Raw genomic sequence first — 14,227 nt, forward strand, 5'->3', positions numbered from 1 at the left:
CGACATGTTTAACCAAAAATATTTGGCGCTCAGTATTGCTGCGTCTTTTTCTGCTTTTTCTAATGTGGCATTTGCCGAGCAAAATAACGAGATTGAAACAATAGAAGTAACTGGCCGCGCTCAGCAGTTTTACCTAGAAACCGAAAGTAAAATTGGTACTAAAACAGATTTAGATCTTATTAAATTACCGCAATCTGCGCAGGTATTAACTGAGCAACTTATTATTGACCAAGCCGCACGCGACATTACCGATTTATACCGCTCTATAGCAGGGGTAAGTGAGTACAGCTATTCAGGCGTTACTTTTCGTGGATTTAGAGACGACGCTAACGTATTTTACGATGGCGTACGTGGCGACCCTTACTCGGGCTTTGGTGTACCGCAGTTATTTAATGTAGCGCGCGTAGAAGTATTAAAAGGCCCAGCCTCTGCGTTATATGGTGGCGGTGAGCCAGGCGGTATGATCAACTACGTAACTAAAAAGCCTTCGTACACGCAAAGCAAAGAGCTAAAGCTAACGCTTGGCAATTACAACACGCATGGTGCATCACTTGATATGACCGGCGGTTTAACCGACACCATGGCGTATCGTGTAGGTGGCTATTACGAGGAGCAAGACAGCTTTCGTAATAATGCAGATTCAAAAAACACCGAGTTTACCGGTGGTTTGTTATTTGATTTAACAGATTCAACCACACTAACCACAAGTGTTGACTACATCAAACAAGACTTAGGTGGTAACCGTTTACGTGGTGTGCCGGTAGATGACAATGGTAATTTTTTAGTTGACCCAAGTTACAACGCAAACGAAGCATTTGACTACCAAGACATGGAAGCGTTAGTGCTGCAAGCCGAGCTAAAGCATTACTTTAATGATGACTTTTCTGTAAGTAGCACACTACGTTACATGGATAACGAGCGCGACCAAGCCTACCATGAGTCGCAAAGCTGGGTAGATGTAAACGGCGATGGTGAAGCAAACATTGATGACGAAACCATTAAACGCGAATACCGTAAGCAATACCGCGCAAACGAAGAAACAAGCTTAACTACCGACTTTGTTTATAGCTTTGAGCAAGGCCAATTAACGCACCAAGTATTATTTGGCGGCGACTACCACATAGTCGATACCGAGTACGATTACTTACGTGCCCGCTATGAAGCAGACGGCGTGGCTAATTTAAACATATTTGACTTAAATTACGGCGAAACCGACCCAAGTACTTATAACCTTACCGACATGAACCGCGATGGTGTTGAAACTGACCGTTTTGGCGTATACGTACAAGACGTTGTGAGCATAAACGAACAATGGACTGTTATTGCAGGCCTGCGTTACGATTATTTTAAAGAGCTAAACAAAGAAACCGGTTACAGTTACTCAGATAACGATGTAACACCGCGCGTGGCTGTTACATACCAACCTGTTGAAAACACATCGGTATACATAAATTACTCAGAAAGCTTTAACCCCGCATCGTCGGGTGACCAAGAAGATGTAGAGGGCGAGGGTAATTTAACCCCAGAAACCGGTAAACAAACCGAAATTGGTATGAAAAACCAATGGCTTAACGGCAAAATTATGAGCACCTTTGCACTTTACCAAATTAATAAAGAAAATGTAGTAATGAGCAACCCTGACGACACTGGCGCGGGTGATGGCATTGCAGCACTTTTAAATATTGGTGAGGTAGAAAGCCGCGGGTTTGAAACAACGCTGGTGGGCGATTTAACCGAGCACTGGACGCTAACCGCTAACTACGCATATAACGATACATTGGTTGTAGAGGGTGTAACGGGCGATACTATTTCAAGCACCTACGGTGATGGCTCTCGCTTTGCTAATGCGCCGCGCCATCAGGCTGGTTTATGGTCGCGTTTTGCGCTTGATAACATAGATTCGTCTATTGCATTTGGTGCAAATTACGTAAGTGAGCAAATAAGCCAAGACGGCCAAAAAGTTAAACCCTTTACCGTATTCGACATGAGCTGGACTACCCGCTTTGACGATGTGTTATTAAGTGTAAATATCAATAATCTATTCGATAAAGAATATACAGTAAGTGGCTTTAGTGAGCGCAACGGTCACTTTCCTGGCAGCCCACGTGAAATAGTAGGCCAAGTGACCTATAAATTTTAAAACACGTTAGTAAACGGCTGCTTATGCTTTATTCGCATAAAAGCGCGTAATTTTACGTGTAGTAAAATAATTAAACCGAGGTAGGCATACGCTTATCTTGGTTTTTTAATGTTCAGCGTTATTAAAATTAGCAGTTTCTTGCGATGTATTAATGGCTGTAATAGGGAAGGGGATCACAATACCTTCTTGGTTATAGCGTTTATGCAGCGCTTTAATAAAAGCAGATTTAACCCAAAATCGGTTAAAGTACTCTTTTGCGCGCAGCATTACGGTAAAATTAATACTTGAATTATCAAAGGTGTGATACACCACAAAGGTATTGTAATCATCAACGCCCCACTCATGGTCAATCAGTACTTGGCGCGCAACCTCAAGCGTTACTTGCTCTACAAACTCTAAGTCTGAGCTGTAATGTACGCTTACATCAACAGGTACACTCAGCTCTTTTTCGGGGTAAAAGTAATTAATAATACGCGATTTAGAAAGCTGACTATTAGGAATAATAATCATATTATTTGGCAGCATTTTAACCCACGTAGAGCGCCAACCAATTTTTTCTACAAAGCCTTGCTCCTTTGACTCAAGCTCAATAAAATCCCCCACACGTATGGGTTTATCTATAACAAGCTGCACACCCGAAAAAAAGTTTTCAAGGGTGGGTTGCAGGGCAAGTGCTACCGCCAGTGATGTAATACCTAGAGATGCAATGATAGGTGTAATAGAAATACCTAAAGTCCCCAATAAAACTAAAATACCAACCGATAAAACGCTTACCCTAATAACGCCTTTAATAATACTTTGCGAATTAAAAACCACTGCCGACTCTTTGCTGTAGTAATTAATTGTGCCAATAAAAAAGCGGTCAAAAAACAAAATAATGGCAACTAAACCCAAAATAATATTAATGGTCGAAAACGAAATAAAGTGCGTAACAGGCTCGCCTTGTATTAAAAGGCCTTGCTCTATAATGGTGAGTAGCACAATGATTGTGCAAAGGGTGAGCGGTTTAGAAATTGACTCTATAAATAAACTGTCAAAAATAAACTTAGTATGAGAGGTCCACTTTTTGAGCCAGTACATTATAAAAAAGCGGATACAAAACAAGGCTATAGTTAACGTAACTAAGCAAATAGCAATAACAACCCAAGGCTGCTCTGTTAGGTTGTAAAACGTATTAACAGACATTACAGATCCCTTTTTTAAAAACTTAAAGGGTAAAGCAGCAAGTTATGTACCTAAACTAATAGTTAGGTTAAGCAAGTAAAGAGGGGTTAATTAAATGGGTTTAAACTGGCAAGTTTATACCTGCCAGTTTTAATGAAGGATAAAGAGTTAAATTTATACTTTTTTAGCTATCCACATACCGCCAAGTACGGCTGCAAAAAATAACCAAAACTCCATTTTAAGAGAGGTAAGCTGTACAAGGCCCGGGCCCGGGCATATGCCGCTTAATCCCCAACCTAAACCAAACAATACCGAGCCAATTATTAGCCGAGGAGTAATGTTTTTAACATCGCTTAAAGTAAATGTTTCACCAAGTAGCGGTTTCTCTTTTTTGGCAACCCAAAACCACGTAAGCATCATTATTCCCATAGCTACAGCCATTACAATAATTAAACTGCCATCCCATTGGTTTTGAAAATTTAAAAAGTTAAGTACTTTGTCAGGGTTTGTCATACCACTAATGATAAGCCCTAAGCCAAATATAAATCCTAAAATAACATGAATTACTGCTGTCATTTTTTTACCCTACTAGGTTTGCTGTAATTATAGCCACGCCCATAAATGTACATGTTGAAACCCACGAACGGGTAGAAAAGCGCGACATCCCACATACGCCATGGCCGCTTGTGCAGCCGTTAGCTAAAGAGGTACCCATACCAACAAGTAGCCCAGCTATAACAATAAGCACAGGGGATAAGCTCAGCTCACCTTCTAATAACGACGGCGCAAATATACGCACTGAAATACCGGCCAATAATAGCCCTACAATAAAGTATAATTTCCAACGCGACTCAGACGTTTGCTTATTAAAAACAGATTTAACAATGCCAGATATACCGGCAATTTTACCGTATAAAACAAGTAATAGTGCGCACGCTATACCTATTAAAGCACCACCTACAGCTGCAGCTATTGGCGTAAACTCTGTAACCATTTTAAATTCTCCAAACAACAGACATACCTAAGCCTGACTGCTCCATTTCAATTGATATTTGTTGATTTGGCGCTAAGTAGTTAGCACCCGATACTTTTTTAGCTGGCGAATAAAAAGCCATTGCATTTAATTGTACCGCTTTACTAAAAGAATGGCTAAAACCTGCAGTGAAATGCCATTCTTGCACACCAGGGGCTAAAATATTTAGTAAAACGTTTGATGAAGGAATAGGTTGCTCTGTATATGAAACCCCAAAACGAATTTTTTGCTTTGCTGTACGCTGCCATTGATAACCCAGTTTATAAATGGTCATATCGTCCCAGCCAAAGCCTGCACCCGCATCGGCACCCAGTGGAGCTGACATTAAATTATCAATTGGGTTAGCAATGCTTTTTACTTCACTGTAATTTATTTTTTGCCAATCAAATACAAGCTGGTTATTTGGTGTAATTTTATAAGCCGCGCCAATTTGAAGTGAACTCGGTAAATCAAACCCTCCTTGCTCTGCAAACAACCCTTTATAGCTATCAAACTCTTGCATAGACACTGATGAGCGGTAACTTACTCCCCAGCTTAATGACGAGTTTATATTTTGGCTAATACCTAGTTGAATACCCAAACCTGTGCTGGTATCGGTACCATTATTAGTAAGCGCTTGTGGCGATTGCGAAAAAGGCGCAAAGTTTCCAAGTCCTGTAGCTTTAAATTGCTGCACTGCATAAATAGGTGATACACCAAGGCGTATTTGTTCGTTAAGTTTGTAGCTTATTGTTGGGCTAATAAATAATTGCTTTAAATCTACGCCAGTCGTGCCAGCATAAAATGTGCCTTCAGGCTCTGAGTTGGCGCTGTAGTCGGTGTTCATACCGCCATTACCGTAGACTAATAAACCAATATTTACTTTGTCGTTGAGCTGGTGGCCAATAGCAAATTCAGGAATAGCAAAAAAAGTGTTATCACTTTTTTGGGTTTTAGCTTGCAGGTAAAATGCGTCAGGGTAAAAGGTATCTACATCGGATGCTGAGTATTTTCGATCAGGCGAAAAAAGCTCTAAGCCCACAGATAATTGTGTGCCATTCGCTAAAAAGGTAGCAGGGTTATTAGCGCCAGACATTAACTCTTCAGATAGCGCAACACCCGCACCCGCCATGCCTTTGTGGGTCATGCCATAACCATGAGTAAAATACCCATTGGTAGCAAATGCGTTAAACGAACCTAGAGCAAAGGTAAGGGCCAAACCAGATACTAACTTATTTTTCATTTTGATAGACAAACGTAGTGGGAAAAGGCGGACAATAGCTAATTTTCTACACTCAAAAAAGGAATTTAAATCGATTACTTATAGTCAAAAGGAATATTAAGGGTGAGTAGTGAATCCAATATTTAGCGCAGTAACTTCTTAAGCCTTTTATACAACTGTTGAATCAATCATTTAGCTAAAAAACACAAAGCGGTGAGAGGGTTCACCGCTTTTTATTAGGCTAATTACATAGACTCAAGTGTTTTACCACGGGTTTCTGTAATGTATTTAGCCACAAAAAATATGCTAATAAGTGCCGATAAAGCATAAAAGCCGTACGCACCCGCAAGGCCAATGTTAGCCAACATAATAGGGAAGGTCATAGTAATGGCAAAGTTAGCAATCCACTGTGCGCTTGCAGCAACAGCAAGCGCTGCACCGCGAATTCGGTTATTAAACATTTCGCCTAATAACACCCACACAACAGGGCCCCAACTTAAACCAAAAAACACTACAAATAAGTTAGCCATTATAAGCGCAAACGTACCCATGTTATCGCTAAGTGCAAGCTTGCCTGCTTCATCTAGGCCTGCGCTGCCAAATATATAAGTAAGCGCACTTAAGCTAATAAACATACCCACACTGCCCACAAGCAATAATGGTTTACGGCCAATTTTGTCAACAAGGGCAATAGCAATAAAGGTCGATACAATATTAGTAGTACCCGCTAATACATTTATAAATAGCGATTGCGACTCGTCAAACCCAGCTGCTTGCCAAAGCTCAGAGCCGTAATAAAACACCACATTAATACCTACAAATTGTTGAAACACACTCAGCGCAACACCCGCCCATACAATCGGGTGTACTTTTTTACTGCCATCAATAAATAAATCACGAATACTCGGCTTTTTATCGCTATGCAAAGAGCTTTTAACATCGCTTATTTGCGCATCAACGTTGTCGTTCGAAATTTTACTAAATACCGTTTTTGCATCGGCTACTTTACCTTGCGCCACTAAATAACGAGGCGACTCAGGAATAAACAAAACACCCACTAAAAACAGTATTGCAGGCACCAGCTCAGCCCAAAACATCCAGCGCCAAGCGGCTATATCAAGCATTAAAATATTTTGCGCGCTACCAGCAGCATCAGCAATTAAATAGTTACTTAAAAAAGCAGCAAATAAACCTAATACAATAGCAAGCTGTTGTAATGTAGCTAAACGACCACGAAGGGCAGGTGGCGCAACCTCTGCAATATAAGCTGGCGCCAATACCGATGCTGCACCAATGCCTAAACCACCAAATAAGCGGTAAAAAATAAATTCAGCTGAGCTTTCGCTAATGCCTGAGCCAAACGCGCTAATAGCAAAAATAATCGCGGTGATGATCATAATTGCACGGCGGCCAAACTGATCAGCCAGCGGCCCCGCTGCAAGTGCCCCCACGGCGCAGCCTAATAATACCGAGGCTACATTAAACCCCGTAGCTACACTGCTTGAATTAAAAGCATTACCGAGTGCCGACACCGTGCCGTTAATAACGCCCGAGTCAAAACCAAATAAAAAGCCACCAATAGCAGCCACGGCAGAGATAAAAATTACGTAAAAAAGAGAGCATGTGCCCAATGTGTGCGCCGAGCTATTACTGCTCGGCGAAAGAGGTGATGTCATAATTGTGTGTCCTGATTTTTATTATTGTGTACTTTACTATATTGAGGCGTGTGGTGCTGCGTATTTTAAACGAATTTTATCGGGGCTAACTCTTTCATAATCAATATTAAAGTTGTTATTTAAAACTTCTAACAATCCTTTAATGTCACCTGTTTTAAACATGCCCGCCACTTGCACTTTTTTTAGGCGCTCATCTTCTGAAAGTTCAAAGTCTATATCTGTATAACGGCTAATTTCAGCCATAGCTTCAGCTAGTGACTCACCTCTAAAAATTAAACTACCTTTGCGCCACGATAAACTTGCAGCTACCTCTACTGGGTCTACTTTTACAGCGGCTTTAGCAATTTTACCTTTAAAGCTTAAATCAAGTTTTTCTCCCTTTGATACTGAAGTTGAGCTATTTGATAAATAGTGACCTTGTTTATTGGTTCCACTTTGGGAGAGGTTTGGTAACTGCTTAGTACGTTGCTCTGCAACAAGTACTTTGCCGTCGGTTACAATGAGCTCTATTTGTTTTTTCCCAACTTCTACATTAAATGCAGTACCAACAGCTTGAATAACTTTATCACCGGCGATCACACTTAAAGGGCGCGTTTTATCGTGAGCTACATCTATATGAATTTCGCCGCGAAGTAAATTTATTACCCGTGAGTGCTGCGTATACCTTACTTGAACAAAGCTATTAGTATTAAGGGTGATTTTACTTTGATCAGGAAGCAGTATGTCTTTACTTTCACCTATGTCGGTTTGAAAGTTAAGCTGTTTAGCAACCACTGCAGATTGATTAACAGGGTAAAAAAATGAAAAGTTAAATGCTTCTTGAAAAAAGCTAAGTGCAACAGCTAATAAAATAGAAGCAGCTGTTGCACCTAACCACACAGGGAGACGCTTTTGTTTTACCGGTGTTTGTGGAAACAGATCTGACAAGCGACTAAGGTCGTCCATTTTGTCCCACAGCTGTGCTACTTCTAGTAACACCTCTACATTTTTATAAGATTGCGCCAACCATTGCTGCAGCGCATGCTCCTCGGGCTTAGTCAATCCACGGTCAAGTTTAGCTAGCCACTCGCTTGCCTTATCAAGGCGCGCATCGTCGCTCGTGTTTCGCTCGTTTATATGATGAACATTACTCATGTCTACCTCCTGCATTTAACTGCGAAGAAGTACTTGTTTGCCCATAAACACTATTTGTAGATTGACGCATAAATTGCGTACAACGTTTCATGCCTGTTGCTATATGTTTTTCCACGGTACTTTCACTAAGGTTTAATTGAGCAGCAATCTCTCGCTGCGAATAACCATACACTTTTTTTAATACAAACACTTTACGGCACTGCACAGGTAAAAGCCGTATGGCTTCACAAAAATTTGAAAACTCACTATCGGTTAGTGCTTTTTCATACATTTCGTCTTGCTGGTGTTCCGCTAAGAGTTGCTCTAACGCTTCCATGTTGTCGATGCCATCGACTAGGCGTATATTGGCTTGCTTTTGGTAATCGAGCGCTAAATTTCGCGCCGTCTTATAAATAAAAGATTTTGGTGAAGTTATATTTTCAGTGTTTTTAATCTGACAAATTCGCACATAGGTTTCTTGCACTATATCTTCAATTTCATGTGGCGGCACTATACGTGCAACTACATTTGAGAGACTTTTGCGCGAGGCCAAATAGACCTTATAAAAAAGTGTGTTTTTCGTCATTTAGTGTGTGTCTCGTGTGTGTGTGTTTACGGCAATTATTGTTATTGTTTTGCCAATACAAACTAAGACGAATGGTAAGAAAAAATCCGCTATTAAATTTAAAAAATAAATCAGCTTTTTATTTTTTAAATTTAATGTTCACTAACCGCACAGGGTATAAAGCTTGTAATGTAAAGGCGAAGTGTACTACAGTTTTTGCCATTATAAATACCCTGCTTGATACTTAGTATTTACGTTTGAAACTTTAACCTTTTAATTAATAAGTAAAAAAATACAATGTGGGCTGTATATTTTTTGTAATAAAAATACAGTTAAAAGCGCAGAAAATAAAAACAATAAAGGCATAAAAAAATTTAGCATGGCTAGTCAAAAAAGTAATTTATTTAAAAAAAATAAAAAATATTTATGGAGGAAAATAAAAAGTCACTCGTCTTTGTTCTGTGTATGGCCAAAAACTATACGCAAGGAATATTTACATTTGCCTTTTTGTTTACCGCTTTATGTGCTGGTTTTTAGCTTGTTCACCACCGAGGTAAAAGCGAGCGCTGTAAACGATAAAGCAGTGTTTAATATTCCGAGACAAAGGGCCGATTTATCGCTAATAAATTTTGCCGAGCAAGCCGATATTACTTTGCTTTTTCCGCTGGATAAAATTCAGCAGTTACAAACAAATACTATTGCTGGCGAGTATTCAATAATAAACGCGTTACAGATTTTACTCGATGGCACAGGGTTGCAACCGCATGTTAGCGAAGATGGGCAAATATCTATTTTAATAGACCCAAGTTTCGAGAGAACTGACAACATGGCTAACTATAAAAAAAATGGCGTGTCGAGTGCTGTACTAGCTGTACTAAGCACAGTGGCAACGCTTCCTGCAGTAGCAGAGACAGCAGCACAAGAACCAGAAATAATTGAAGTACGCGGAATTAGAGGCTCGCTTGGCCGAGCTATGGATGCCAAAAGAGAAGCGGGTGGCGTGGTCGACTCCATTTCAGCAGAAGACATTGGTAAATTTCCTGACACAAATTTAGCTGAGTCTTTACAGCGTATTACCGGGGTTTCAATAGACCGTTCAGGCGGTGAAGGGCAGCTCATTACGGTACGTGGTTTTGGCCCGCAGTTTAATACAGTCTTGGTAAACGGACGCCAAATGGCATCTGAAAATCAAAGCCGTGCGTTTAGCTTTGATACCATCGCATCCGAGCTGGTTAAAAGCTTAGATGTATTTAAAACCTCAACGGCCACTATGCAATCTGGTGGTATTGGTTCAACAGTAAATGTAAATACAGCGCGACCATTTGCAATTAGCGGTTTTAAAGTTGCGGGCAGTGTTAAAGGTATTTACGATGAAAATAGTGAAGAAACGACCCCCGAGATTTCTGGCTTAATTAGCAATACGTTTAATGATGACACACTGGGTGTGTTGTTTGCTGTTTCTCGCCAGGAGCGCGAAACACGCTTAAACCAGGCTCAGGTAGACGGTTGGTTAGAAAACGTGGGCGTCCCAAACCCGCAAACTCAAAGCGGGCAAACATATACCGGTAATATTTTTTCTCCGCGTAACTACGATCATAAAGTCACGACAGAAACACGTACACGCACTAATGCAAATTTAGTTATACAGTACGCACCTTCAGATGATTTAGTAATAACAGCTGATGGGCTTTATTCTGATTTTGATGTTGAAGCAGACACCACGTCTTATGGGCATTGGTTTACGGCGCCAAACTTAGAAGGCTTTGGTGGCGCTGCAGGTCCAACTGTAGACGAAAATGGCACAGTGGTTGATTTATATCAAGAGGTAGGTCTTGCTACCGATATGCACGCTAAAAAGTTTGATCGCTTAACAAGCTCTAGCGCACTAGGCTTAAACTTTGATTGGCATGTAAATGATAACTTAAATATGAAGTTTGATTTGAGCCACTCAAAAGCCGAGCGTGAGGCTAATAACGGCGGTGGCGATCAGTTATCGTTGATAGGCTATGCTAACCGAGTTCGATTTGAAGTGGATGGCGGTATACTGCCTTACGCAAGTGAATTTGCCTCTGCTAATCCTAATATTTATAGCGGTCAGCAAGAACTTGACGGTGTTGCTTATAATCCTTCGGTTGCACCTGATGGCGTATCAAATCATTTAGATACCGCCAATAGTCGAGCACACGTAATGCTACGTCGTGGTTGGGCTGTAGAAGATACTGTGGATCAGTTTCGTTGGGATAGCATTTGGCATAATGATGGCAGCTCAGGCCTAGTTTCGGTCAAGTTTGGTGCTATGTATTCAACTGAAACTAAAAACCTTGATCGTTGGGATAACGAAGGTGTTGGTATTCACTGTACTTTTTGTGGTTACCCAGATGACCCAAGCATGGATGGCTTAGCACAATTTGTATTTGATGCAGGGGATGACTTTTTAGGCGATGTAAGCGGCAGCGGTCGTATGCCAACGTCATGGCTTGCACATGATGGCGAGGCAAACTTTGCGTATCTTGAGCAAATAGCTGCGGCGAACGGCCAGCCTATTAGTTTTGATGCAGTTAAACGTAATAAGTCGTTTGAGATAACTGAAGATACTTTCTCGTTTTATACTGAGTTTGATTTTGAAGCTGAGCTTGCAGGCATGCCTTTATACGCAACAGCGGGCTTTAGATACGAAAGCACTGATGTAAAAGTAAAGGGCACAGATGAGCCGGTGAGCGCGTTAACCATTTTAGATAAAACAGAAATGCTTGCTAACTTTGGCGCTGTAGAAAATATTTCAGCAAGTTCAGATTATGAAGCGATTTTACCTAACTTTAGTGTAAAGCTTGAAATAAGTGATGAGCTAATAGCACGTGCCGCTGTATCGCAAACAATTACACGGCCAACACTCGATAGTATGTCGCCTGTAACAGTAATTGAAACAACTCGCCAAGGCGGTAATTTAACATCAAGCTCTGGTAACCCTGCGCTTGAGCCATTTACCTCTGATAACTTAGATTTATCATTAGAGTGGTATTACGCTGATGCTAGTTATTTATCTGCGGGTTACTTTAGAAAAAATGTTGCTAACTTCATTATTAATACGACCGAAGACTTAACCTTTGAGTTGTCTGGCGGCGGATTGTTAACTGACCCTTCTACAGGTAACGATGTAGATAACCCTGACGCTGCCGACTCAACGGCTGTATTTACTAATACATTACCAAATAATAGCGAATCAGCGATTGTTGATGGCTGGGAAATAGCCTTACAACACAGTTTTGATAGTGGTTTTGGTTTTATGGTTAATGCAACATTTGTAGACAGCGATGCAGAGCTAGACCCAGCAGATATAACTCAAGTATTTGCATTAACAGGCTTAAGCGACTCTTATAACGTGGTTGGCTTTTATGAAAATGGCCCATTTCAAGCGCGTTTAGCCTATAACTGGCGCGATAGTTTTGTACAGTCACTAACGCAGCTAAATGGCGATGGCGTGACAATTGTGGAAGATTACGCACAACTTGATGCTAGTGGCAGCTATGACATTACCGAAAATGTATCGGTATTTTTTGAAGGTGTTAACTTAACCGAAGAATACGTACACAAGCGTGGTCGTTTTTCTAACCAATTACTATTGGTTGAAGATAGCGGGCGACGTTTTGCGTTAGGTGTTCGCGGTAGTTTTTAACTTTAATTAATAAAGTGGCTTTTACATTTAGTAATGGCCACTTTTTAATTATGCCTTTTAGGTAACAAGTATGAACCAGCAAGATAAAAAAATAAAAACAGTGGTTGTCGTTGGTGGAGGTATAGCGGGCTGGCTAACAGCCGGCCGATTAGCGGCGCACCATAAAAGTAATACCCCGGATGGTCTTAATGTTGTACTCGTTGAATCTCCTAATGTACCAATTATAGGTGTTGGCGAAGGCACTTGGCCTACCATGCGCAGTACTTTAATAGCGCTTGGCATTAGCGAAACCGACTTTATACGTGAGTGCGAAGCAAGCTTTAAGCAGGGGGCAAAATTCGCCAAGTGGGTGGATGGCAGCAATGATGATTTTTATTATCACCCATTAGTTTTGCCACAGGGCTTTTCAAAAACAGATATGGCAGGCCATTGGTTAAATAACACCGCTGAGTCAGCATCTTTTTCAAATGCAGTGTGTTACCAAGAAGCTATTTGTGAGCAAGGGCTTGCTCCTAAAACAATTCGCACCCCAGAATACGCAGCTATAGCCAATTATGCCTACCATTTAGACTCTGCAAAATTTGCCGTTTTTTTACAAAAGCATTGTACGCAACAGCTTGGCGTTAAACATATTTTAGCCGATGTGACGCAAGTTAATAGTGCTAAAAGTGGCGATATTTCAAGCGTTACCACAAAACAACAAGGTGAAATTAGCGGTGATTTATTTGTTGATTGCACCGGCTTTTCTTCATTGTTATTAGGCGAGCATTATAAGGTTCCTTTTAAACCGTGTGATGACGTGCTATTTATTGATACCGCCTTAGCAGTGCAAGTCCCTTATGATAATGAAGATGAGAGTATTGCATCTCACACAATTTCAACAGCGCAAGAAGCCGGTTGGATATGGGATATAGGGTTACAGCACCGCCGTGGTGTAGGTTACGTGTATTCGAGTAAATATAGTAGCGAGGCTCAAGCAAGAGAAAAGCTTAAAGCGTATGTAGGCGATAAAATAGAGTCGTTAACAGTTAGAAAAATCCCTATTAAAAGTGGCCATCGCTCACATTTTTGGCAAAATAACTGCGTTGCAGTTGGGCTTTCGGCTGGTTTTTTAGAGCCACTTGAAGCTTCTGCATTGGTATTAGTAGAAATGTCAGCACAGATGATCAGCGAACAGCTCCCCCATACCCGAGATATTATGGATATTACCGCCAAACGCTTTAACGAGACGTTTACCTATAGGTGGGAAAAAATAATCGACTTTTTAAAACTGCATTATATTTTATCAAACCGTGACGATAACGCATTTTGGCGCGACAACAGAGACCCAAAAACGATTCCTCAAAGCTTACAAGATCTAATGAAGTTATGGCAATACCGCGCTCCTGCTGATCACGACTTTACAAGTAATAATGAGGTGTTTCCAGCGGCGAGTTATCAATATGTTTTATACGGTATGGGCTTTAAAAGTGATTACAGCACAACTGCTTATATGCTTAAAGACACTGTTTTCGCTAAAAGTCAGTTTGATAAAAATAAGAGCATGATAAACCAAGCAGTCACAAACTTACCCAGTAACCGAGAGCTGCTTAATAAAATTAAGCACCATGGTTTTAGTGCTATTTAGCTTAAAAATTTACACATAAAAACAATAAAGAGACA

The 14,227-nt window shown here is 40.7% G+C and carries 10 protein-coding genes; 3 read left to right on the plus strand and 7 right to left on the minus strand.

The window, feature by feature from the left end; genetic code table 11:
• Nucleotides 1-4: 4 nt before the first annotated feature.
• On the plus strand, nucleotides 5-2,140 hold the full coding sequence (locus tag PESP_RS05930; protein WP_089347209.1) for a TonB-dependent siderophore receptor: 2,136 nt from the start codon (nucleotides 5-7) through the stop codon (nucleotides 2,138-2,140).
• A 105-nt stretch (nucleotides 2,141-2,245) separates the two neighbouring features.
• Here the strand turns inward: PESP_RS05930 and PESP_RS05935 are convergent, their stop codons facing one another.
• From PESP_RS05935 to PESP_RS05965, 7 genes are all read right to left on the minus strand, one after another.
• Nucleotides 2,246-3,325 (minus strand): mechanosensitive ion channel family protein, encoded by a 1,080-nt coding sequence (locus tag PESP_RS05935; protein WP_089347210.1) that lies wholly within the window; start codon nucleotides 3,323-3,325, stop codon nucleotides 2,246-2,248.
• A 153-nt stretch (nucleotides 3,326-3,478) separates the two neighbouring features.
• Nucleotides 3,479-3,880, minus strand: a complete 402-nt coding sequence (locus PESP_RS05940; protein WP_089347211.1) for a DUF6691 family protein — start codon at nucleotides 3,878-3,880, stop codon at nucleotides 3,479-3,481.
• A gap of 4 nt (nucleotides 3,881-3,884) precedes the next feature.
• Nucleotides 3,885-4,298 (minus strand): YeeE/YedE family protein, encoded by a 414-nt coding sequence (locus PESP_RS05945; protein WP_089349112.1) that lies wholly within the window; start codon nucleotides 4,296-4,298, stop codon nucleotides 3,885-3,887.
• A gap of 1 nt (nucleotide 4,299) precedes the next feature.
• Nucleotides 4,300-5,559, minus strand: coding sequence for an OmpP1/FadL family transporter (locus PESP_RS05950; protein WP_089347212.1), 1,260 nt, complete (start codon nucleotides 5,557-5,559; stop codon nucleotides 4,300-4,302).
• A gap of 224 nt (nucleotides 5,560-5,783) precedes the next feature.
• The gene (locus PESP_RS05955; protein ID WP_089347213.1) at nucleotides 5,784-7,214 is read right to left on the minus strand and encodes a sugar porter family MFS transporter; all 1,431 of its coding nucleotides are present in this window, start codon (nucleotides 7,212-7,214) and stop codon (nucleotides 5,784-5,786) included.
• 36 nt (nucleotides 7,215-7,250) lie between these two features.
• Complete coding sequence (locus tag PESP_RS05960) at nucleotides 7,251-8,348, minus strand: FecR family protein (protein ID WP_089347214.1); 1,098 nt, start codon at nucleotides 8,346-8,348, stop codon at nucleotides 7,251-7,253.
• Complete coding sequence (locus tag PESP_RS05965; protein ID WP_174694379.1) at nucleotides 8,341-8,913, minus strand: RNA polymerase sigma factor; 573 nt, start codon at nucleotides 8,911-8,913, stop codon at nucleotides 8,341-8,343. The genes PESP_RS05960 and PESP_RS05965 overlap by 8 nt, the downstream gene beginning before the upstream one ends.
• 358 nt (nucleotides 8,914-9,271) lie before the next feature.
• Between PESP_RS05965 and PESP_RS05970 the strand changes: the two genes are divergently transcribed.
• Both PESP_RS05970 and PESP_RS05975 read left to right on the plus strand, forming a co-directional pair.
• The gene (locus tag PESP_RS05970; protein WP_089347216.1) at nucleotides 9,272-12,565 is read left to right on the plus strand and encodes a TonB-dependent receptor; all 3,294 of its coding nucleotides are present in this window, start codon (nucleotides 9,272-9,274) and stop codon (nucleotides 12,563-12,565) included.
• A gap of 70 nt (nucleotides 12,566-12,635) precedes the next feature.
• Entirely contained in the window at nucleotides 12,636-14,192 is a 1,557-nt protein-coding gene (locus tag PESP_RS05975) for a tryptophan halogenase family protein (protein ID WP_089347217.1), read from the plus strand.
• Nucleotides 14,193-14,227: the final 35 nt, after the last annotated feature.

Source organism: Pseudoalteromonas espejiana DSM 9414 (assembly GCF_002221525.1).
Lineage (GTDB): Bacteria > Pseudomonadota > Gammaproteobacteria > Enterobacterales > Alteromonadaceae > Pseudoalteromonas > Pseudoalteromonas espejiana.